Raw genomic sequence first — 20,096 nt, forward strand, 5'->3', positions numbered from 1 at the left:
TCGCTTCCCGCTTTCGCCTGCATTGCTGCGGGCACCCCGAAGGGGCGGAGACTTTGCGGTCGCCTTCTTTTGCTTACTTTTCTTGGCGAGACAAGAAAAGTGAGCGGCTGCCGGGCCGCCCCCGGCAAGCATCCACGGAGAGACTACCGCATTGCATTACCGAAGAAACACACAAGATACACAAAGCACACAACACAACCCAAACCTAAGCATTCAACCTCGCCATCATCGCCTCCGGATACCTCAACCCTGCCGCCACATCCCTCGGAAAGATCGCATTGATCGCATCCATATGCACCTGATCGATTTTGAGCTCCACCGCCGCCACATTCTGCTCCAGATACTTGCGCCGCTTGGTCCCTGGGATCGGGACGATGTCATCCCCCTGCGCCAGCACCCATGCCAATGCAAGCTGCCCCGGCGTACATCCCATCGCTGAAGCAATCTCCCTCACCTTGTCCACCAGTTCCAGGTTCTTCGCGAAGTTCTCGCCCTGGAAGCGCGGGCTACGCGCGCGGTAGTCGTCGGGCGCGAAGTCTTGTGGGCATCTGATCTCGCCGGTCAGGAAACCACGCCCCAGCGGGCTGTAGGGAACGAAGCCGATGCCGAGCCGGCGGCAGGTGTCCAGCACCTCGCCTTCCGGATCGCGCGTCCAGAGCGAATATTCACTCTGCAAAGCGGTAATCGGATGCACCTTCGATGCGCGCTCCAGCGTGCGCGGCCCGGCTTCTGACAGGCCGATATAACGGACCTTGCCTTCCTTGACGAGGTCGGCCATCGCACCGACCGTGTCTTCGATCGGCGTGTCGGGATCGACGCGATGCTGGTAGTACAGGTCAATCGTGTCGATGCCAAGTCTTTGCAGGCTGCCCTCCACTGCCTTGCGCACATATTCCGGCCGACCATTCACACCGTAATTGGCCGGATTCTCCGGCGTGCGCACGATGCCGAACTTGGTGGCGATCACCAGTCCGTCGCGCTTGCCCTTGATGGCGCGCCCAAGCAGCTCTTCATTGGCATGCGGGCCGTACATGTCCGCGGTATCGAAGAAAGTGATGCCGAGGTCGATGGCGCGATGAATGGTGGCAATCGATTCCTTGTCATCGCGGTTGGCGTAAAAGTCGCTCATGCCCATGCACCCAAGGCCGATGGCGGATACCTGCAGGTCTTTACCGAGGCGGCGTGTTTTCATTATCCATTCCTTTCCATCAATGTTCACGGTTCAGATACCACGCAGTCTTGTCGACTTGGATGCGCGATCGAAGGTTCACCACGGTTCAGCTTAATGCAACGCCTTTTGAACCTCCGCAGCAATTTCATAGGAATGCAGCCGCGCGGCATGGTCGAACATCTGCGACGTGATCATCAGCTCGTCCGCGCCGGTGCGCGCGATGAAGGCGGCAATCTCTTTCGATACGGTGTCACGCGATCCGGTCGCGGCACAGGAAAGCACGCTGTCCAGCAAGGCGTTTTCCTGCAGTCCGATGCTCTCGCGGTAGTTCTTCACCGGCGGCGGTAGGCGCGAAGGACGGCCGCTGCGCAGGTTGACGAAGGCCTGCTGTGCGGAGGTCGCGAGGAAACGCGCCTCCTCGTCCGTGTCGGCGGCAAAGACGTTGAAACCGAGCATGACATACGGCTTGTCCATCTGTGCCGAGGGACGGAAGGTGTTGCGATACAGGTCAATCGCTTGCATCATCTGCGCCGGCGCGAAGTGCGAGGCAAATGCATACGGCAGGCCGAGCGCCGCGGCGAGCTGCGCGCCGAACAGGCTCGATCCGAGGATCCAGAGCGGAACGTTCAGGCCGGCGCCTGGCACGGCACGGACCGGGCGGCGCGATGTGTCTGCGAAATACTCCATCAGCTCGACGACATCCTGCGGAAATTCGTCCGCGTCCGACGCCAGGTTGCGGCGCAACGCACGCGCGGTGGTCGGGTCCGAGCCGGGTGCTCGCCCCAAGCCGAGATCGATGCGATCGGGAAACAGCGACGCCAGCGTTCCGAACTGTTCGGCGATCACGAGCGGAGAATGATTGGGCAGCATGATGCCGCCCGCGCCGACGCGGATGTGCGAGGTGCCCCCCGCGACATGACAGATCAGCACAGATGTCGCCGCGCTGGCGATGCCGGGCATGCCGTGATGCTCCGCCAGCCAGAAGCGGCGGTATCCCCAGCGCTCCGCGTGCTGCGCAAGGTCGAGTGTATTGCGAAAGGATTGCGCGGCATCGCTGCCTTCGGTGATCGGGGAAAGATCGAGAACGGAAAAAGGAATCATGGGTTTCCTGGGTGGCGTGCGGTGGCGCAGGACTGCCGCGAGAATCATCTCCGGCCTTCCTGCGATCGATCTCATGATGATAGCCGGAGGCGCATTTTCTCGCCCGTCGCCTTCACGCCTTCACGCCAGTGCCATGTTTCATAGGCAGCGGGTTGATGCCGCACAAGACAGCCTGTACGCCATTTGGCAACATGGTTCACTCCACCCATGGATTTTCCAGCCAACATGTCGCGCCGTCCCGAGCTGTCCCATGCAAGCATCGACCTGACCCATGACGTGGACGTGCTGGACGAACGCGGCCGCCGCTCCACCATCGCGATCCCGGCCGAGCGCCCGCTGACTGTTTACGTGGACAAGCGCGAGCTGGTAACACTGATGACGCTGGGCAGCGCGCCGGAGGCGCTGACGCTCGGCTACCTGCGCAACCAGCGCCTCGTGCGCTCCGTCGACGAAATCGCGTCAGTGCAAGTTGACTGGGAGGTGAACGCCGTTGCCGTCCGGACTCGCTCCGGCATCGCTGACATCGAAGAAAGGACCGCGCGCAAGGTGGTGACAACCGGCTGCGGCCAAGGCTCGGTATTCGGCGACCTGATGGAAGAAGTCGATACCATCACGCTGCCGCCGGACGCACGCCTGCGGCAATCCGTCCTTTATCACATCGTCGACACGATCCGCGTGCAGCCCTCGATTTACAAGCAGGCTGGATCGGTGCATGGCTGCGCACTGTTCTCTCCCGAAGGCGAGTTGCTTTACTTCATCGAAGACGTTGGCCGGCACAATGCGGTCGACACGATCGCGGGCAAGATGTGGCTGGACGAGATCGACGGCGACGACAAGGTGTTCTACACCACCGGTCGGCTGACCTCGGAAATGGTGATCAAGGGCGCGCAGATGGGCATCCCCTTCCTGCTGTCGCGTTCCGGCACCACGCGCATGGGGCACATGGTCGCGCAGGGCCTTGACATGACACTGCTGGCGCGCTGCACCGGCAAGCATTTCCTGCTGCTCACAGGAAAGGAACGGCTGGTTTACGAGCCGCATTTATTGAGTAGCGTCATAAGCCTTGCGTGATGCGGGGATGAAAGCCTTGTCACCGTCGTAACATGATCCGCACCGGCGACATGTCGCCACCAATTTCCCGTTGACCACAACCGGCTTTCATGGACCTGAGCGATTCCGTGCGTGATGCGTTCTCCCTGTTGCTGTCAGGCGACGGCGGATTATGGCAGGTCGTCTGGGTTTCCCTGAAAACATCCCTGCTCGGCATGCTGGTCGCCGGCCCGCCCGCATTGCTGCTCGGCTACTTCATCGGCACGCGCAACTTTGCAGGCCGCCGCATCGTGATCCTGCTGACGCAAGCGGCCTTGTCGCTGCCCACGGTGCTCATCGGACTGCTGCTATATATGATGCTGTCGCGCCGCGGTCCGCTCGGCAGCCTGCAATGGCTATTCACGCAATCCGGCATCGTCTTCGGCGATGCGCTCATCCTGCTGCCGCTGCTGGTGGCGCTGACTCTCTCGGCCGTGCAGGCCACCGATCCGCGCCTGGCGGAAACAGCCGTCGCGCATGGCGCTTCCGGCTTTCGGCTGATGTGCACGGTGCTGCACGAAGCACGCTTCGGCGTGATGGTCGCCGCCGTCAATGGCTTCGGCCGCATCATTTCCGAAGTCGGCTGCGCCCTCATGGTTGGCGGCAATATCGCGGGCGACACGCGCACCATGCCGACCGCGATTGCCCTCGAAACGAGCAAGGGCGAGTTTGCGCAAGGCATCGCGCTGGGCATCGTGCTGATGGCGATCGCGCTCTTCATCAACGCTGCCATGCTGCTGCTGCAAGGCAATGCCAAGGCTTCCCTGGGAGCATGACGATGATGACGCGTCCGCTGCTCCAGCTCCAGCACCTGCAAAAAACGGTCGGCCAGCGCCTGCTGCTCGATATCGACCAGCTGCGCATCGAACCCGGCTGCGCCTATGTGCTCACCGGCGCCAACGGCTCGGGCAAGAGCACGTTGCTGCGGGTGCTGGCCGGCCTGGCACCTGCGGAGATTGCGCGCGCCAGTTTTGGCGGCGATGCGGTGCGACTGTCGCCTTACCCCCGCACGATGCGCGACGCCATCGTGTACGTGCACCAGCATCCGGTGCTGTTTTCGACCAGCCTGTTTCATAACATCGCCTACGGTCTGCTCGCGCGCGGTATCGAGAAGGCAGAGATTGCGCGGCGCGTGGAAGAGGCGATCGCCTGGGCGGGCGTGGCGCATCTGCGCGGCAGCAGGCCCGCGGTGCTGTCCGGCGGCGAAAAGCAGCGTGTGGCGCTTGCGCGCGCCAAGGTGCTCGCGCCGCGCCTCCTGCTGCTCGACGAGCCGACCGCCAATCTCGACGGCCGCGCCAAGGAGCAGGTCATCGCCCTCATACCTTCGCTGCTGGAGGCGGGCAACAGCGTCGTGATCGCCTGCCATGACCGCGACCTGATTGCCGTGCCCGGCATGCAGCGCATGAAGCTGCGCGACGGCCATCTGCAAACCCGCGCCGTCCCGGCGCACTCATGAAAGGAAACCCATGAAGCTGCCTTCCCTGCACCGCCGCCTGCCCGCCGCATTGTTCGCCGTGTTCACCCTCGTCTGCGCCCTGCCGCAGGCCATGGCGCAAACGCTACGGCTCTCCACCACCACCAGCACCGAGAATTCGGGACTGCTCGGCTACCTGCTGCCGCAGTTTGAAAAGGAAACGAACCTGAAGGTGAAAGTCATCGCCGTGGGCACCGGCAAGGCGCTGGAACTGGCAAAGAATGGCGACGTCGACGTGACGCTGGTGCATGCGCGGCCGGCGGAAGACAAATTCATGGCGGCAGGATATGGCGTCAACCGGCGCGACGTGATGTACAACGACTTCCTGCTGGTCGGCCCGCAGTCCGATCCGGCCGGCATTCATGGCGGCAAGGATGTGCTGCAGGCGATGAAGACGATCGACGGCAAGCATGCGAAGTTCATTTCACGCGGCGACAACTCTGGCACCGACCAGATGGAAAAGGCGTACTGGAAACAGATCGGCATCACGCCGGGCGGTGAATCCTACATATCCGCCGGCGTGGGCATGGGGCAGGTGCTCTCGATGGCGGGCGAGATGCAGGCCTACACCCTTACTGACCGCGCCACCTACGGCGCCTACCGCGCGAAGACCGGGCTGGCGATCATGGTCGAGGGCGATCCGAAGATGTTCAATCCTTATGGCGTGATCGCTGTCAATCCGGAAAAGCACAAGGACGTCAATTATCAGGGCGCGATGCGCTTCATCAATTGGCTGACCTCGCCCGAAGGACAGAAGAAAATCGCTTCCTTCCGGGTGGACGGCCAGCAGCTTTTTTATCCGTCGGCGGAAAAGCAGTAAGTGGTTTGCAGCAAGCAGTCTGAACCGGAGACATGAGATGGCCGCAGAAAGCTTTTTCCGGCGCTGGTCGCGGCGCAAGGCCGAGAGCGGCAAGGCGCGCGAAAGCGTAGCACCGCCGCAGCCGGAAGAAACGCAACCCGCGGCAGAACCGCCCCGGCTTCCCACGCTGGACGACGTGCGGCGCCTGACGCCCGACTCCGACTATTCGCTCTTTCTCGCCAAGGGGACGGATCCTGCCGTGCGCCGCGCCGCACTGAAAACGCTTTTCGCCGATCCGCACTTCAACAGCATGGACGGACTGGACATCTACATGGGCGACTACACGAAATACACGCCCCTGTCGCCCGTCATGCTCGCAGCGCTTCAGCATGCGCGCAGCCTGTTGCCGCCAGCGGAAAAGGATGAGCAGGCCGACACCAGCGAGCCGGCAGCAGCAGCAACAGCAGCGCCCGAAGACGACTCGCCTCCAGAACCAGACCCGGATGCGGACGCGCAACCATGACAGAAAGGCAGACGGCATGAGCACAACGTTCCGGATTTGCAGTTGCAATCGCAGTATGCCGCTCGATGCGGCGGCGGGTGAAAGAATCGGCAAGGCGCTCGGCGCAGGCCCGCTGCCGGTTGCGACCGAATTGTGCGGCAGGCAGGTTGATGCCTATCTTGAGGCGCTCGACGGCAATGCCCAAGTGGTCGTCGGCTGCACGCAGGAACAGGCCTTGTTCGAAGAACTGGCGCAGCAGAAGAAAACGGGATTTCCGCTGCGTTTCGTCAACCTGCGCGAAACCGGAGGCTGGAGCGCGCAGGCCGCCAGCGCCCTGCCGAAAATGGCTGCCCTGCTGGCAGATGCCGCCCTGCCGGATGCGGAACCGGTACCAGCCGTGAACTACGTCTCGCAGGGCCGCGTCATGATCATCGGCGGCGCAGACCGTGTGCTGCCCTGGGCGGAGCGTCTGTGCGATCAGTTGAGCGTGAGCGTCCTGCTGACCGGTCCGCGCGCCGCAGCGATCATGCCGCACGAAAGGCGGTACCCGGTGTTTTCCGGAGCGAACGTGAAGATCGACGGCTGGCTGGGCGCTTTCAGCGTGGCCTGGCAACAGGACAACCCGATCGACCTCGACCGCTGCGTACGCTGCAATGCCTGCATCGCCGCCTGCCCGGAAAAGGCCATCAGTCCGGTTTTCCAGATCGACATGCAACGCTGCCAGCGGCACGGCGAGTGCATCGAGGCCTGCGGCCCGGTTGCCGCGATCGACTTTGCGCGCCAGGCGCAGCCGCATGAAGAACACTGCGACCTCGTGTTCGACCTCTCGATGAATCCGCTGCTTGCGCTGGACGAACCGCCGCAAGGCTATGTCGCGGCCGGACGCGAGATGATGGCGGAGTACGACGCCGCGCTGCGTCTCGCGCAGATGGTGGGCGAGTTCGAAAAGCCGAAATATTTCCGCTACAAGGAAAAGCTGTGCGCACATAGCCGCAATCGCAAGACCGGCTGTACCGCCTGCATCGACGTCTGCTCCACGGCGGCCATCAGCAGCAACGGCGACCACGTCAAGGTGAATCCCTTCCTCTGCATGGGCTGCGGCGGCTGCACCACGGTCTGCCCCTCGGGCGCTCTCACCTACGGCTACCCCGACGCACCCTACCTCGGCCGCCGCATGAAGACCCTGCTTGCCACCTATGCGGCCGCAGGAGGAACGCAGCCGGTGCTCCTGCTGCACAGCCGCAAGCGCGGCACAGAACTCGTGAATGCTCTGGGACGGCTCGCACGCAGCGGCAAAGCCTGGCGCGGCATGCCGGCCCGCGTCATTCCGCTGTCGGTGCACCACGTGGCATCGGTTGGTATCGATCTGTGGCTGGCGGCCGTCGCCTATGGCGCGGCGGGCATCGCCGTGCTGGCGACGGGCGAAGAGGCGCCGTCCTACGTAGAGGCCCTGAAGAAGCAGATGCGCATCGCACAAGCGATCCTCTCGGGGCTCGGCTATGCCGGCAATCACGTGCAACTGATCGAAGCGGACGAACCGGAGGACCTGGACGCCGCGCTGCAGCAGGTGCAACGCGGCGCGACGCCCGCAAGCGCGGCCGCCTTCAACGCTTTTCCCGAAAAGCGCACGACGCTCGATTTCGCACTCGCGCATTTGCGCCAGCACGCGCCGCATCAGCCCGAACAGATTCCTCTGCCCTCGGGTGCGCCCTTCGGCGCCGTACGGGTCGATACCGCAAGCTGCACGCTCTGCATGGCATGCGCCGGCGCCTGTCCTTCCTCCGCCCTGATGGATACGGCGGACCGGCCGCAGTTGCGTTTCATCGAAAACAATTGCGTGCAATGCGGCCTGTGCGTGCAGACCTGCCCGGAACATGCGCTCGAACTCGTGCCGCGACTGCTGCTGGATGAAGCCGCGAAAAAACCGGCAGTCCTGAATGAAACCCGCCCCTTCGCCTGCATTCGTTGCGGCAAGCCCTTTGGAACGGAAAAAGTGATCGAAAGCATGCTGGCCCGGCTGGCAACGCATGAAGCGTTCAGCGGAAGCGTGGAACGGCTGAAGATGTGCGGCGACTGCCGCGTCATCGACATGATGCAGGCCGGCGGCAGCAGCGTGCACGGCCCCAGGCTGGAGCAATGACGGGCGGCATTTTTTGCGCCCGTTTTTTGATGATACGCAAATACCTGTCGACTAGTTCTTCCCGCGACACATTTGCCTGAAACATTTTCATTTGCAGGAATCAAATAACGGTCGGGAAGCGCGATGTGTGCATGTTTACACCTCGCGCTGGTTTCTTTCCCGCATCACACCATGGAGGCGCAGCTTGAACAGAAAGTGCGTCGAATGAACCGGACGGAGACGATGCCCGCGCTTGACGGGCTGATTTCGCCGCCACCAGAGACCTGTGCGGAGGAGCAGGCGCGTGCCGATTTCTACGCGCTCATCGCCCGCCTCATGCTCATTCCTCCCGATGTCGCCCTGCTCGATGGCCTTGCCACGGCCGATTCCCTTTCAGCGGAAAACGACGGCAACCCGCTCGACCGCGCCTGGGAAAAGCTGGTTTTCGCCGCGGCGGTGACGCCCGCCGATGCGGTGCGGGATGAATTCGATGCCATGTTCATCAGCGTCGCCACGCCGATCGTGAATCCCTATGCATCGCTGTACCTCGCCGGCTTCCTGATGGAAAAGCCGCTTGCGTCCCTGCGCAGCGACCTGGCCGCACTCGGCCTGGCACGCAGGGAGGGGAGCGGCGAACTCGAGGATCACCTCGGCGCGCTGTGTGAAACGATGCGGCTCCTCATCGCCGGCGGTCCCGGGATCGCGCCCCGGCCAGTGTCCGAGCAAAAGGCTTTTTTCCAGAAACATATCGCGCCTTGGTACGCGCCCTGCCTGGACCACATCCGAAGCGCCGAGGGCGCGAATTTCTATCGGACAGTCGCCGATTTCGTCCAGGCGTTTTTCGAACTTGAGGCAGAAGCATTCGAGATGGATGACGCTTGAAGGCAATAAAACTCCGGAGGGGCTACAACATGAACAAGGAAGACCTGGAGCACAATTCGAAAATCCGGCCGCGCCGACACTTCCTCGCCGCCGCGGCAGGCGTACCGGCGCTGGCTGTTGCCGGCGCGCTGATGGCGGACAAATCCGCCCCCGCATCGACCGTCGCACCCGCCGCGCCCTCCGCATCCGAGGGGCCGCAGGGGTATCACGAGACAGAACACATCCGGAAATACTATTCCACCGCAGCTTTCTGAGGAGGCGCTGCCATGTCCCTTGTTCGCAAGTCCGGCGGCACGGTCGGCCAGCGCACGCTGCGCCGGAGCGCGGATCGCCACGTCGACACCTTGACCAGGCGCGGCTTCCTGATGCGTGCGGGCGTCACCGCAGGCGCCGCCGTGGTCGCGCGCCAGCTTCCGCTGAACGTAATCGGTCCTGCCGCAGCTGCAGACGCACCGCCCGCCGCTACGGGCCAGGCAGAATTGAAACACACCGTGTGCACCCACTGTTCGGTCGGCTGTTCGGTGGAAGCCATCGTGCAGAACGGCGTGTGGGTGCGCCAGGACACAGCCTTCGACTCGCCCTTCAACATGGGCGCGCATTGCGCGAAAGGCGCCTCTGTGCGCGAGCACGGCCATGGCGAACGCCGCCTGCGCTATCCGATGAAACTGGTCGACGGCAAGTACCAGCGCATCTCCTGGGACCAGGCGATCAACGAAATCAGCGGCAAGCTGCTGCAGATCCGCCAGCAGGCGGGGCCGGACGCGATTTTCTGGATCGGCTCGTCCAAGCACAACAATGAACAGTCCTACCTGCTGCGCAAGTTCGTGTCGATGTGGGGCTCGAACAACTGCGACCACCAGGCGCGCATCTGCCATTCGACCACGGTCGCGGGAGTGGCCCAGACCTTCGGCTACGGCGCGATGACGAATTCCTTCAACGACCTGTCGCACAGCAAGGCGGTGATGTTCATCGGTTCCAATCCATCGGAAGCGCATCCGATCTCGATGCTGCACTTCCTGCATGCGAAGGAGCTGGGCGCGAAGATGGTCGTGGTCGATCCGCGCTTCACGCGCACCGCGCGCTTTGCCCACCACTACGTGCGCATCCGCCCGGGCACCGACATTCCCTTCGTATGGGGCGTGCTGTGGCACATCTTCAACAACGGCTGGGAGGATAAGGAGTACATCGCGCGCCGCACCTACGGCATGGACGACGTGCGCAAGGAAGTGGCGAAATGGACGCCGGACAAGGTAGCCGACGTCACCGGCGTGCCGGAGGAAAGCGTGCGCCTCGCCGCGGAAATGCTGGCGAAGAACCGCCCCTCTTCCATCGTCTGGTGCATGGGCATCACGCAGCACCACGTCGGCACGGCCAACGTGCGCGCGCTGTGCATCCTGCAGCTGGCGCTGGGCAATATCGGCGTCTCCGGCGGCGGCGCCAACATCTATCGCGGCCACGACAATGTGCAGGGTGCGACCGACATCGGCCCCAATCCCGACACGCTGCCCGGCTACTATGGCGTGGCCGAAGGCGCGTGGAAGCATTTCGCGGCGGTGTGGGGCGTCGACTACAACTGGCTGCTGGGACGGTTCGCATCCAAGGAACTGATGGAGAAGCCCGGCATGACCGTGTCGCGCTGGTTCGACGGCGTGCTGGAAAAGAACGAGTTCATTGATCAGCCGAGCAACCTGCGCGCAGTGTTCTACTGGGGCCACGCGCCGAACAGCCAGACCCGCCTGCCCGACATGAAGGCGGCGATGCAGAAACTCGACATGCTCGTCGTCATCGATCCCTATCCGACCATGACGGCCGCGATGCACGGACGCAAGGATGGTGTCTACCTGCTGCCGGCGGCGACGCAGTTCGAAACGCAAGGTTCGGTCACGGCTTCCAACCGCAGCCTGCAGTGGCGCGAGCGGGTGATCCAGCCGCTGTTCGAATGCAAGACCGACCATGAAATCATGTACCTGTTCGCGCAGAAGTTCGGCTTCGCGGAAGAACTCTGCAAGAACATCAAGGTGGTCAAGAACGAGCCGGTAATCGAGGACATCCTGCGCGAGATCAACCGCTCCTGCTGGACCATCGGCTACACCGGCTGCTCGCCGGAACGGCTGAAGCTGCATATGCAGAACAAGCACACCTTCAATCCGACCACGCTGCTCGCGGAATCCGGCCCTTGCAAGGGCGATTACTACGGGCTGCCATGGCCGTGCTGGGGCACGCCGGAACTGAAACATCCCGGCACACCCATCCTGTACGACCTGTCGAAGCCGGTAATCGGTGGCGGCCTTCCTTTCCGCGCGAACTGGGGCGTCGAGCACAACGGCGCGCCGCTGCTGGCCGCGGACGGCTCGACCAACAAGGACAGCGAGATCGATACCGGCTATCCGGAATTCGACCATGTGTTCCTGAAGAAGCTCGGCTGGTGGAACGAGCTGACGCCGCAGGAACAATCTCTGGCCGAAGGCAAGAACTGGAAGACCGACCTCTCCGGCGGCATCATCCGCGTGGTGATTCAGCACGGCTGCGCTCCCTTTGGCAATGCCCGTTCGCGCGCCAACGTCTGGAACTTCCCCGATCCGGTGCCGGTACATCGCGAGCCGATGGTCACGCCGCGTCCCGATCTCGCCGCGCTGTATCCGACCTACGACGACAAGGCTGCCTTCTGGCGCCTCCCGACCCTCTTCAAGTCGGTCCAGTCGGTGAACTTCGCCAAGGACTTCCCGCTCATCATGACTTCCGGCCGGCTGGTCGAGTATGAAGGTGGCGGCGACGAGACGCGCTCGAATCCCTGGCTGGCCGAGCTGCAGCAGACGATGTTCGTCGAGGTCAACCCCTACGATGCGGGGCGTGCCGGCGTGAAGACGGGCGAATTTGTCTGGGTGGAAACGCCGAGCGGCGCGCGGCTGAAGGTGCGCGCGCTGGTGACGCAACGCGTGCCGGAAGGCCTGGTGTGGATGCCGTTCCACTTCGGCGGTTGGTGGATGGGCGAAGACCTGGAGCCGCATTATCCCGAAGGTGCCGCACCGATCGTGCGCGGCGAAGCGGTCAATACCGGATGGACTTACGGCTATGACGTGGTGACCATGATGCAGGAAACCAAGGCATCGCTGTGCCGGCTTGCGAAGCATGGAGGATGAGATGGCAGCCAGAATGAAGTTCATCTGCGACACCGAACGCTGCATCGACTGCAACGGCTGCGTGACCGCCTGCAAGAACGAGAATGAAACGCCGTGGGGCGTGAACCGGCGACGCGTCGTCAGCATCAATGATGGCGTGCCGGGCGAGCACTACATTTCCGTCGCCTGCATGCACTGTACCGACGCGCCCTGCATGGCCGTCTGCCCGGTGGACTGCTTCTATCACACCGAGGACGGCATCGTGCTGCACGACAAGGACATGTGCATCGGCTGCGGCTATTGCTACTTCGCCTGCCCGTTCGGCGCGCCGCAATTTCCGCAGACTGGCGCCTTCAACCATCGCGGCAAGATGGACAAGTGCACCTTCTGCGCCGGCGGTCCGGAGCCGGACAACTCCGAAGCAGAGTTCCAGAAATACGGCCGCAATCGCATCAGCGAAGGCAAGCTGCCGGCCTGCGCGGAGCAATGCGGCACCAAGGCGCTGCTCGGCGGCGATGCGAACATCATCGCGAAGATCTATGAAGCACGCGTCGAGACGCGCGGCTACGGTCCGGAACTGTGGGGCTGGGACATCGCCTACAAGCCTCCGAAGGACGGCGAGATCAAGGCGCGGGGCGACGGACCGCGCCCCAACCAGGATCTCGACGATTTCCAGAACAATCCGCGAAAGCTGCCGACATGAAGAACCTCCGATTCCTCGCGGCCCTGTTGCCGCTGCTGCTGGCCGGTTGCCTCGAGGTGGAGCAGCACCCGACCTGGATCGACGGCAAGTACGACGGCAAGCAGGACAGGTTGCCGCAGCAGGCGTATTTCCATAACGACCGACTGGCCTGGTACGCGGCCATCAACAACCGCAACCAGCGCCAGAACGAATACAACCGGACCAACCCCTGACGGAGGCCGCCATGCATCGCGCCCGAACCAGCATGCCACTCCTGTTTGCCCTGCTCCTGCTGCTCGCCTTGCTGCCCTTGCTTTCCAGGGCAGCGGTGCCTAACGAGAGCGCGGTACCCGCCTATGCCGAGGAACAGACCATCCTGCAGGCGGAAAAGAACCTGCCCGAACCCGGCTATGGCGACGCCGCCTCCGGCCGGGAGCACTTCGACCGCCACTACATCATCCCACCCGGCTTCATGCCGGAACAGGACATGATCCTCCAGCGCGGCGGGAATACCTGGCGCGTACTGCGCAACGGCCCCTTCGCCACAATCTCCGGCGTGCTGGTGCTGGTGGTGCCGCTGCTGATCTTCGTGTTCTATCGCACCTTCGGCCCGCAGCGCATCGAAGGCCCGGAAACCGGCCGCAGGATACGGCGCTTCTCCGACTGGGACCGTCTCATTCACTGGACGACCGCGATCGCCTTTCTCACCATGGCCTTCACCGGCCTGATCGTCCTGTTCGGCAAGAAGGTGCTGCTGCCGTGGATGGGCCACGAGGTGTTTTCCTGGCTGGCCGTGATTTCGAAGTACCTGCACAACTTCGTCGGGCCGCTGTTCATCGCCTGCTCGATCATGCTGTTCTTCAATTTCGTGCGCAAGAACCATTTCCATCGCCACGACTGGATATGGTTCCGCAAAGCGGGCGGCATGATCAGCCATGAGCATGTGCCCGCCGGCTATTTCAATCCCGGCGAGAAGCTGTGGTTCTGGGGCGGCCTCACGCTGCTCGGCCTCGTCATGACGATCACCGGCCTGCTGCTGGATTTCCCCTACTTCATCAACGCCGGCCCGAACACCGGCTTCACGCGCTACCTGCTGCAGATGTCCAACTACTTCCACCTCGCGGGCGCGACGCTGTACATCATCGCGGCGATGGGGCACATCTATCTCGGCACGCTTGGCACACCGGGCGCATACGAGGCGATGCGCTACGGCACGGTCGACGAGGAATGGGCCAGGACCCACCATGAACTCTGGTACGACGAAGTACAGGCCGAGGCCCGCAATCCGGTGCCCCCCGGTCGCCCGGTTCCGCCTGGCGCATCGCCGCGCCCTGGCAGCTGAGAAAGGATCTTCCATGGACAAGCGCGTCCTTCTCCTTGCCGGCTCCTGTGCGCTGCTGGGCGCGCTGGCCGGATGCGACAAGAATACAAGCTCCTCGGCGGGCGCCAGCCAGACGCATTTCCCAGGCGGCGTGACCTCTGGCGGCGGCACCAGCGGTGAAGTGATGGCGCGCGCGGGCGGCACCACAAGCGCGCCCGCGGCGGCCGCACCGCAAGCCGGCGGCGAAAGCAAACGCGGCCAGGCAACGCTGCCCGGAGGCAGCGTCAGCGGCACACCGAGCATTCCCGAAGGCGCAGGCGGTACGACGAGCGGCCCGGCGATGGGCGGCACCACGCCCGGTGCGGCCGGAACGAAAGCGGCGCCGACGCCACAGGAGCAGCAGCCCGAACAAAAGGGCAAGCAGTAGCGAGGATCCCATCATGCGCAAGCCCATCATCCTGACGATTGCCCTGCTGCTTTGCGGCAGCGCTGTCGCGAAGCTCCCTCCGCCCACGCCCGAACAGCAGCAGGCAGCGGCCGCCAAGAAAGCACAGGCGGCTGCCCAGGCTGAAAAGGAAAAGCAGCAACTGACGGAGACGATGGACAAGATCGCCGCCCGCTGGCGCGCCAGCGGCGCGAAGACGCAGGCGCCGCCGACGACGAATGCGGTTCCAGTGAAAAGCGAAAAGCTGGGCACCGCGCCGCCGAGCGCCGACGTCAAGCAGCCGGAAAAACAGGGGCCGCCCGACAAGATCAAGTGACGATTCCTTCCCCTTGCAAAGGGAGACCAGGCATGCATTGCCGCAGGAACAAGCACAATCAAGGAGGATGCAATGCGAATGGCCGAGATGCCGATTGCCGTTATCATGCAGCGCCGCGCCGCGCGCCACCGCTGGGCTGAAGACACGTGGGCCGCCGTGGCGGTCATTCCCGATATCGGCACCCTTGCCCCGATCACCCCGCTCGGCAGCGCGGCTGGAAACGAATCGTACCTGGTATCGGGCCTGCGGCTCGAACTCTATCCCGACGAAGACGACGGCTATTTCGAAAACTGGGCCGCACCCGAGCCCAAGGTATTCGTCATGTGGCGGATGCAGGGGCAGCGGGCGATGCCGATTGTGGCTTCGGTGAGCTACGGAGAAGGCACGCGCATGCTCGATTCCGGTGAACCGGTGGACGGCGTCGCCATGCCGTGCGAGATCCATGCCTGGCTGGCGCAATACCTGCATGCGCATTACCGGCCGCGAGCGCGGCGCGGGAAGGAGCATGGCTGAAGGCTGACGCCATCGTCACCCGGCGCTCTCCTAGGCCGTCATGACGGCCAGGCCTTCATTGTCCACGCTCACCACGGGCACGGCGCGCTGGCGTCGCATGACTTCACGAGCCACATCCACCGACAGCAACTTCACCAGCCTCGGGTACGGCACCGGCATCACGATCGCGTCGCAGTCATGCTGCTCGGCCGCGTCGAGAATATGGAATACCACATCGCCTTCGCGCTCCAGATAGTCGACCTCGATGCCGGCCCTGTGCAGTTCGGATGCGGCGTCGTCCATCAGCAGTTTCCCGCGCTCGAACTGGAAGCGCAGGATTTCTTCCTCGCTCCTGAAGCGCAGGATCCTCCATTCATCGGGCGGCACCGCGACGAACAGCAAGGACACGCGAAGCGGCACGCCCGCGCGATGCTGCGCAAGCGCATGGCGGATGCCCCAGCGCGACCTGTCGGTGGCATCGACCGGAATCAGCAGGTGGAGAGGCCGCTCCACGCCGTGCCCTGCTTCTGTTTGTCTTGACATCTCACTCATCGCAGCCTCCATGCTGGTTGCGTGCCTCGGGTTACTTCCGGTAGGGTGGGTAGAGCGAAGCGAAACCCGCCGGTGCCCTTGCTACCGTCATGACTGGTTGTATTCGTCGGGTCCACTAATGTCCTGCTTCAGAAGTTCGTAGAAAAATAAAAATAGAACTGATGACTAGAGCACCTGGAATGCAAGAATGGCGACGCAGGTCGGCAGGAACGCCGCGGCGAACAGGCCCGACGCGCTGATCGCCTCGTCGCGGAAATAAGGCTTCAGAATGGAAAACCCCGCCGGATTGGGCGCGTTCGCAATCACGGTCAGCCCGCCGCCCGTCACCGCCCCGGCCACCAGCGCATACTTGAATTGCGGCGAAACGCCCTCCACCAGCGAACCGAGATAAGTCAGCGCGGCGTTATCGGTGACGGCAGTGAGCGCGGTGGCAATGAAGTACAGGGGCGTCGCCTCCACATTTGCCAGCGTCGACTCCAGCCACCATTGCTGCAGGCCGCCCAGGGTAACGAGGCCCGCGAGGAAGAAGGACACCATCAAGCCTTCGCGCAGGATGAGCCGGTCCTGGTACCGCTGGTAGGCATGCGTGAAGCCAAGGAAAAACAGGAACAGGCCCATGAAGATGGTCGAATGATGTACGAACACGACCACGAGGAACAGGAACGCGGCATGCACGGCGACCACCGGCAGCGGCACCCATCCCTGGTCCTTGCCGGTGACGGCAGACGGTCCGCGCTCGGCGATTTCGTGGCGGAAGATCCATGTCACCGCCGCTGCGTTAACGATGACGGCCACCGCAGCCTTCCAGCCGAAGTGCGTGAACATGTAGGCGGTGTCCCAGTGCCAGGTCGCAGCGACCATCAGGACCGGCGGCGCGGCAAAGGACGTGAGCGTGCCGCCGATCGAGACATTGACGAACAATACGCCAAGGCTCGCATACTGCAGGCGCGTGCCGAGATGGTTCGAAAAGAAGCTGTTGCGCAGGAGGATGGCCGCAAGCGTCATCGCTGCCGGCTCGGTGATGAAAGACCCGAGCAGCGGAACCAGCGACAGGCAGAGAAAATAGACCGCGAGCGCGTCGCGCACCGGCAGAAGCTGAGCCAGCTTCTGCACCAGCGCCAGCACGGCCTGCAGGATCGGCCTGCTCGCCGCAATCACCATGATGACGAAAACGAACATCGGCTCGGTGTAATTGCGGCCGTCGAGATAGTGGACCGTCTCTGCCCTGCCCGTGACGAAGAACATGATCACGACCAGCACCAGCGCCCAGAAGCCGAACACCACCTCCACCTCGCCCAGCAGGTGCCACAGTCCGGCATGGCGCGGATACAGCGCCCCCAGTTGCGCGAACAACCCGGTCGAAAAGGTATGCATGACCGCGACGGCAAAGACGACCGCTGCGATGATTTCAACAGTGTTCGGTGTGAGCGATGCCATGGCCGTTCAGGATGCAGGTTGCGATGCAATCCATCTTAGGCGCGCGGCATGCGCTTGAAAATTCGGGCAGGCTCGTAGGGGGAACCGCTAGAAATCCAGTCCACGAAAAACACGGAAAGCACGGAAAATGATGCTGCCTGGTTTTGCCGTTTTCGTGTTTTCCGTTCCCTTCGTGGCCATCTACCAAACCCGCCGCGGCGCATTGCCCGCGCACCTGGTTTTAGCGACAATACGTAAATCCCTTACGGGGCTTCGCCAATTTCCAGTATTGCCACGAGCGCACACAATATGAGACCGATGAGATGGAACGATCAGGTTGCGCCCATGTTTCCTACCCTGCGACTCGCCTGGCATGACGTACTGCTGCTCATCCTGGGCTATGTCTTCCTTGACTGGGTGAGCTACATCCACCCGTTGTACGGCCTGAACATCACGCCGTGGAGCCCGGCTGCGGCGCTGGGGCTGGTCTATGTGCTGCGTTACGGTCCGCGCGCAGCACTTGCGCTCGGCGTGGCCATCCTGATCGCGGATGCCTGGGTGCGCCACCTGCCGGCCGCGCTCCCGCTCTGGTTCGGCATCTCGGCCCTGCTGACCGCCGGCTACTGGGCCATTGCCGCGATACTGCGGCGCCGTCTCGCCGGGACCGCCCTGTTCATGGACCTGCGCGGGCTCCTCGAATGGGTGGCCATCGTCGCGGTCGGCACCCTGCTCAACAGCATCGCCTTCGTCTCCGCATTGTCGTTCGCGCGGCTGATTCCCGGCGGCGCATGGATCGATGCGCTGGTGCGCTACTGGGTGGGCGACTGCGTCGGCATCATCGTTTGCATGCCGGTCTTCTGGATGCTGCTGGACGAGCGCGGTCGCGCGAAACTGCGCGCCGTCTGCACCACCTGGCGCATGGCGCTCTACCTGCTGGTCACACTCATCTCGCTGTGGGTGGCCTTTGGCATCGGGGCGCAGGCGAACTACAAGTATTTCTACGTGCTGTTCCTGCCCATCGTCTGGACCGCCGCGAGGGATGGCCTGACCGGCGCAGTGCTGGGCGCGACGATGGTGCAGCTCGGCATCATCGGCAGCGTGCAGCTGCTCGGCTTCCCCGCGCTTACGGTGCTGGAGATCCAGACCCTGATGGTGGTCCTGGCCCTGCTCGGCTTTTTCATCGGCATCGTGGTCGACGAAAGGCAGCGCGTCAGCGCGGAGCTGCGCCAGACGCTGCGCCTTGCAGCAGCGGGTGAAATGGCCGGCGCGCTGGCACACGAGATCAACCAGCCCCTGACTGCCCTCTCCGCCTACGGTGCCGCCTGCGAACAGCTGCTGGCGCGCGGCGACACCGGCGAGCGCCTGCGGGACGCCGTGCAGCGCATGGTGGCCGAGTCGCACCGCGCGGCGGACGTGGTGCGCCGCCTGCGCGACTTCTTCCGCACCGGCGCGACGCAACTCGAACCCGTAGCGCTACGCGAACTGTTGTCGGCCGCAACCGGCTTGTTTGCGGAAAAGGCAAAGCAGCAGGACATCGTCCTGCACAGCGGCGACGTTCCCGAGTGCACGCTGCTGGCGGACCGGCTGCAGATCGAGGTGGTGCTGCGCAACCTGCTGTCCAACGCATTCGACGCGGTGGCCGATGAGCCGCGCGGCAAGCGCAGCGTCACCCTGTCGGCGCACATGGAAAGCCAGAAATTGGTATGCATCCGCGTCGAGGATTCCGGAGCCGGCGTGCCGGCCGAACTGGCTGCGCACCTGTTCGAAGCCTTCCACTCCAGCAAGGCAAGCGGCCTGGGACTGGGCCTGACCATCAGCCGCGCCATCGCCGAGGCGCACGGCGGCAGCCTGGTGGCCGAAGCGGCGGACCACGGCATATTCAAACTGTTCCTGCCGGTAGAGGGAACGAGATCAACGATCACAACCCAAGGAGCCGACCATGCCGCCTAGCGGATATACCGTCTTCATCGTCGACGACGACCGTTCGGTGCGCGATGCATTGGGCCTGCTGCTGAGCGTGCAGGGCTATCCGATCACGCTCTTCGCCGACGCGGAAAGCTGCCTGGATGCCTACCGCCCCGACTGGCGCGGCTGCATCCTTATCGACATCCGCATGCCAGGCATGGATGGCCTCGCATTGCAGAAACGTTTGCGCGAAGTGGGAAGCGTCCTGCCGGTAGTCGTCATGACCGGCCACGGCGACGTGGAATCAGCGCGCGAAGCCTTTCGTTCACAGGCCGTCGATTTCCTCGAAAAGCCGATCGACCAGCCCCGCCTGATGGCCGCCGTCGACGAAGCCTTCCGCCGCCAGTCGCAAGCGCACGAAACGCAGGAACAGGCGACCGAGTTCGAGCGCCTGCTCGGCACCCTCACCGCCCGCGAACGCGAAGTCATGGACCTCGTGGTCGCAGGCCGCCACAACCGCGAGATCGCAGACCTGCTCGGCATCAGTACGCGCACCGTCGAAGTCCACAAAGCCCGCATGATGGCCAAGCTCGGCACACAGCGCATTCCGGATTTGGTGAGGTTGACGTTGCAGAAGCGTGGTTGAAGCAAACCCCTTGTCCACGGAAAACACGAAAAACACGGAAAAGTCGAAAATCAACAGTTCGCCGC

The 20,096-nt window shown here is 63.5% G+C and carries 21 protein-coding genes; 17 read left to right on the forward strand and 4 right to left on the reverse strand.

Going from position 1 to position 20,096, the window contains the following annotated elements; genetic code table 11:
* Nucleotides 1-205: 205 nt before the first annotated feature.
* Entirely contained in the window at nucleotides 206-1,192 is a 987-nt protein-coding gene (locus VJ698_RS00110) for an aldo/keto reductase (protein ID WP_324100602.1), read from the reverse strand.
* 90 nt (nucleotides 1,193-1,282) lie between these two features.
* Nucleotides 1,283-2,272 (reverse strand): LLM class flavin-dependent oxidoreductase, encoded by a 990-nt coding sequence (locus VJ698_RS00115; RefSeq protein WP_324100603.1) that lies wholly within the window; start codon nucleotides 2,270-2,272, stop codon nucleotides 1,283-1,285.
* A 225-nt stretch (nucleotides 2,273-2,497) separates the two neighbouring features.
* Between VJ698_RS00115 and VJ698_RS00120 the strand changes: the two genes are divergently transcribed.
* From VJ698_RS00120 to VJ698_RS00190, 15 genes are all read left to right on the forward strand, one after another.
* A complete protein-coding gene (locus VJ698_RS00120; RefSeq protein ID WP_324100604.1) occupies nucleotides 2,498-3,343 on the forward strand; it encodes a formate dehydrogenase accessory sulfurtransferase FdhD in 846 nt (281 codons plus the stop codon).
* Nucleotides 3,344-3,432: 89 nt separating this feature from the next.
* On the forward strand, nucleotides 3,433-4,137 hold the full coding sequence (locus VJ698_RS00125; RefSeq protein WP_324100605.1) for an ABC transporter permease: 705 nt from the start codon (nucleotides 3,433-3,435) through the stop codon (nucleotides 4,135-4,137).
* Nucleotides 4,134-4,817, forward strand: coding sequence for an energy-coupling factor ABC transporter ATP-binding protein (locus VJ698_RS00130; protein ID WP_414691061.1), 684 nt, complete (start codon nucleotides 4,134-4,136; stop codon nucleotides 4,815-4,817). The genes VJ698_RS00125 and VJ698_RS00130 overlap by 4 nt, the downstream gene beginning before the upstream one ends.
* Nucleotides 4,818-4,827: 10 nt before the next feature.
* Nucleotides 4,828-5,655, forward strand: coding sequence for an extracellular solute-binding protein (locus VJ698_RS00135; RefSeq protein ID WP_414691062.1), 828 nt, complete (start codon nucleotides 4,828-4,830; stop codon nucleotides 5,653-5,655).
* 37 nt (nucleotides 5,656-5,692) lie between these two features.
* Nucleotides 5,693-6,157, forward strand: coding sequence for a DUF3306 domain-containing protein (locus VJ698_RS00140; RefSeq protein ID WP_324100606.1), 465 nt, complete (start codon nucleotides 5,693-5,695; stop codon nucleotides 6,155-6,157).
* A gap of 16 nt (nucleotides 6,158-6,173) precedes the next feature.
* Entirely contained in the window at nucleotides 6,174-8,276 is a 2,103-nt protein-coding gene (locus VJ698_RS00145; RefSeq protein WP_324100607.1) for a 4Fe-4S binding protein, read from the forward strand.
* Nucleotides 8,277-8,480: 204 nt separating this feature from the next.
* On the forward strand, nucleotides 8,481-9,137 hold the full coding sequence (locus VJ698_RS00150) for a TorD/DmsD family molecular chaperone (protein ID WP_324100608.1): 657 nt from the start codon (nucleotides 8,481-8,483) through the stop codon (nucleotides 9,135-9,137).
* A gap of 29 nt (nucleotides 9,138-9,166) precedes the next feature.
* A complete protein-coding gene (locus VJ698_RS00155; RefSeq protein ID WP_324100609.1) occupies nucleotides 9,167-9,391 on the forward strand; it encodes a formate dehydrogenase in 225 nt (74 codons plus the stop codon).
* A 12-nt stretch (nucleotides 9,392-9,403) separates the two neighbouring features.
* Nucleotides 9,404-12,277, forward strand: a complete 2,874-nt coding sequence (locus VJ698_RS00160) for a formate dehydrogenase subunit alpha (RefSeq protein WP_324100610.1) — start codon at nucleotides 9,404-9,406, stop codon at nucleotides 12,275-12,277.
* Nucleotide 12,278: 1 nt separating this feature from the next.
* Complete coding sequence (gene fdh3B / locus VJ698_RS00165; RefSeq protein ID WP_324100611.1) at nucleotides 12,279-12,959, forward strand: formate dehydrogenase FDH3 subunit beta; 681 nt, start codon at nucleotides 12,279-12,281, stop codon at nucleotides 12,957-12,959.
* Nucleotides 12,956-13,171 (forward strand): hypothetical protein, encoded by a 216-nt coding sequence (locus VJ698_RS00170; RefSeq protein WP_324100612.1) that lies wholly within the window; start codon nucleotides 12,956-12,958, stop codon nucleotides 13,169-13,171. The genes fdh3B and VJ698_RS00170 overlap by 4 nt, the downstream gene beginning before the upstream one ends.
* Before the next feature lie 11 nt (nucleotides 13,172-13,182).
* Complete coding sequence (locus VJ698_RS00175; RefSeq protein ID WP_324100613.1) at nucleotides 13,183-14,280, forward strand: formate dehydrogenase subunit gamma; 1,098 nt, start codon at nucleotides 13,183-13,185, stop codon at nucleotides 14,278-14,280.
* Nucleotides 14,281-14,293: 13 nt separating this feature from the next.
* Complete coding sequence (locus VJ698_RS00180; RefSeq protein ID WP_324100614.1) at nucleotides 14,294-14,686, forward strand: hypothetical protein; 393 nt, start codon at nucleotides 14,294-14,296, stop codon at nucleotides 14,684-14,686.
* A gap of 13 nt (nucleotides 14,687-14,699) precedes the next feature.
* Nucleotides 14,700-15,020, forward strand: coding sequence for a hypothetical protein (locus tag VJ698_RS00185; protein WP_324100615.1), 321 nt, complete (start codon nucleotides 14,700-14,702; stop codon nucleotides 15,018-15,020).
* Between the two features lie 72 nt (nucleotides 15,021-15,092).
* Nucleotides 15,093-15,533 (forward strand): DUF3305 domain-containing protein, encoded by a 441-nt coding sequence (locus VJ698_RS00190; RefSeq protein ID WP_324100616.1) that lies wholly within the window; start codon nucleotides 15,093-15,095, stop codon nucleotides 15,531-15,533.
* A gap of 30 nt (nucleotides 15,534-15,563) precedes the next feature.
* Here the strand turns inward: VJ698_RS00190 and VJ698_RS00195 are convergent, their stop codons facing one another.
* Both VJ698_RS00195 and VJ698_RS00200 read right to left on the reverse strand, forming a co-directional pair.
* Nucleotides 15,564-16,055 carry a universal stress protein gene (locus tag VJ698_RS00195; RefSeq protein WP_324100617.1) on the reverse strand — a complete coding sequence of 164 codons (492 nt, stop codon included), beginning with the start codon at nucleotides 16,053-16,055 and terminating at the stop codon, nucleotides 15,564-15,566.
* Between the two features lie 174 nt (nucleotides 16,056-16,229).
* Nucleotides 16,230-17,501 (reverse strand): putative Na+/H+ antiporter, encoded by a 1,272-nt coding sequence (locus tag VJ698_RS00200; protein ID WP_324100618.1) that lies wholly within the window; start codon nucleotides 17,499-17,501, stop codon nucleotides 16,230-16,232.
* Between the two features lie 324 nt (nucleotides 17,502-17,825).
* On the opposite strand from VJ698_RS00200, the gene VJ698_RS00205 reads away from it, so the two are divergent.
* Both VJ698_RS00205 and VJ698_RS00210 read left to right on the forward strand, forming a co-directional pair.
* Nucleotides 17,826-19,430 (forward strand): ATP-binding protein, encoded by a 1,605-nt coding sequence (locus VJ698_RS00205; protein WP_324100619.1) that lies wholly within the window; start codon nucleotides 17,826-17,828, stop codon nucleotides 19,428-19,430.
* Nucleotides 19,420-20,031 carry a response regulator transcription factor gene (locus VJ698_RS00210; protein WP_324100620.1) on the forward strand — a complete coding sequence of 204 codons (612 nt, stop codon included), beginning with the start codon at nucleotides 19,420-19,422 and terminating at the stop codon, nucleotides 20,029-20,031. The genes VJ698_RS00205 and VJ698_RS00210 overlap by 11 nt, the downstream gene beginning before the upstream one ends.
* Nucleotides 20,032-20,096 lie beyond the last annotated feature (65 nt).

Origin of the sequence: Noviherbaspirillum sp., assembly GCF_035254685.1 — a bacterium.
Classification (GTDB): domain Bacteria; phylum Pseudomonadota; class Gammaproteobacteria; order Burkholderiales; family Burkholderiaceae_D; genus Noviherbaspirillum.

Excerpts from the sequence above, each read along its gene's own strand:
- VJ698_RS00190 (WP_324100616.1), top strand. The coding sequence starts at position 15,093 with ATGCGAATGGCCGAGATGCCGATTGCCGTTATCATGCAGCGCCGCGCC.
- VJ698_RS00210 (WP_324100620.1), top strand. The coding sequence starts at position 19,420 with ATGCCGCCTAGCGGATATACCGTCTTCATCGTCGACGACGACCGTTCG.
- VJ698_RS00150 (WP_324100608.1), top strand. The coding sequence starts at position 8,481 with ATGAACCGGACGGAGACGATGCCCGCGCTTGACGGGCTGATTTCGCCG.
- VJ698_RS00195 (WP_324100617.1), bottom strand. The coding sequence starts at position 16,055 with ATGTCAAGACAAACAGAAGCAGGGCACGGCGTGGAGCGGCCTCTCCAC.
- VJ698_RS00160 (WP_324100610.1), top strand. The coding sequence starts at position 9,404 with ATGTCCCTTGTTCGCAAGTCCGGCGGCACGGTCGGCCAGCGCACGCTG.
- VJ698_RS00145 (WP_324100607.1), top strand. The coding sequence starts at position 6,174 with ATGAGCACAACGTTCCGGATTTGCAGTTGCAATCGCAGTATGCCGCTC.
- VJ698_RS00205 (WP_324100619.1), top strand. The coding sequence starts at position 17,826 with ATGTTTCCTACCCTGCGACTCGCCTGGCATGACGTACTGCTGCTCATC.
- VJ698_RS00155 (WP_324100609.1), top strand. The coding sequence starts at position 9,167 with ATGAACAAGGAAGACCTGGAGCACAATTCGAAAATCCGGCCGCGCCGA.
- VJ698_RS00115 (WP_324100603.1), bottom strand. The coding sequence starts at position 2,272 with ATGATTCCTTTTTCCGTTCTCGATCTTTCCCCGATCACCGAAGGCAGC.
- VJ698_RS00180 (WP_324100614.1), top strand. The coding sequence starts at position 14,294 with ATGGACAAGCGCGTCCTTCTCCTTGCCGGCTCCTGTGCGCTGCTGGGC.
- VJ698_RS00140 (WP_324100606.1), top strand. The coding sequence starts at position 5,693 with ATGGCCGCAGAAAGCTTTTTCCGGCGCTGGTCGCGGCGCAAGGCCGAG.
- VJ698_RS00120 (WP_324100604.1), top strand. The coding sequence starts at position 2,498 with ATGTCGCGCCGTCCCGAGCTGTCCCATGCAAGCATCGACCTGACCCAT.
- VJ698_RS00110 (WP_324100602.1), bottom strand. The coding sequence starts at position 1,192 with ATGAAAACACGCCGCCTCGGTAAAGACCTGCAGGTATCCGCCATCGGC.
- VJ698_RS00185 (WP_324100615.1), top strand. The coding sequence starts at position 14,700 with ATGCGCAAGCCCATCATCCTGACGATTGCCCTGCTGCTTTGCGGCAGC.
- VJ698_RS00135 (WP_414691062.1), top strand. The coding sequence starts at position 4,828 with ATGAAGCTGCCTTCCCTGCACCGCCGCCTGCCCGCCGCATTGTTCGCC.
- VJ698_RS00200 (WP_324100618.1), bottom strand. The coding sequence starts at position 17,501 with ATGGCATCGCTCACACCGAACACTGTTGAAATCATCGCAGCGGTCGTC.
- VJ698_RS00125 (WP_324100605.1), top strand. The coding sequence starts at position 3,433 with ATGGACCTGAGCGATTCCGTGCGTGATGCGTTCTCCCTGTTGCTGTCA.
- VJ698_RS00175 (WP_324100613.1), top strand. The coding sequence starts at position 13,183 with ATGCATCGCGCCCGAACCAGCATGCCACTCCTGTTTGCCCTGCTCCTG.
- fdh3B (WP_324100611.1), top strand. The coding sequence starts at position 12,279 with ATGGCAGCCAGAATGAAGTTCATCTGCGACACCGAACGCTGCATCGAC.
- VJ698_RS00130 (WP_414691061.1), top strand. The coding sequence starts at position 4,134 with ATGACGATGATGACGCGTCCGCTGCTCCAGCTCCAGCACCTGCAAAAA.
- VJ698_RS00170 (WP_324100612.1), top strand. The coding sequence starts at position 12,956 with ATGAAGAACCTCCGATTCCTCGCGGCCCTGTTGCCGCTGCTGCTGGCC.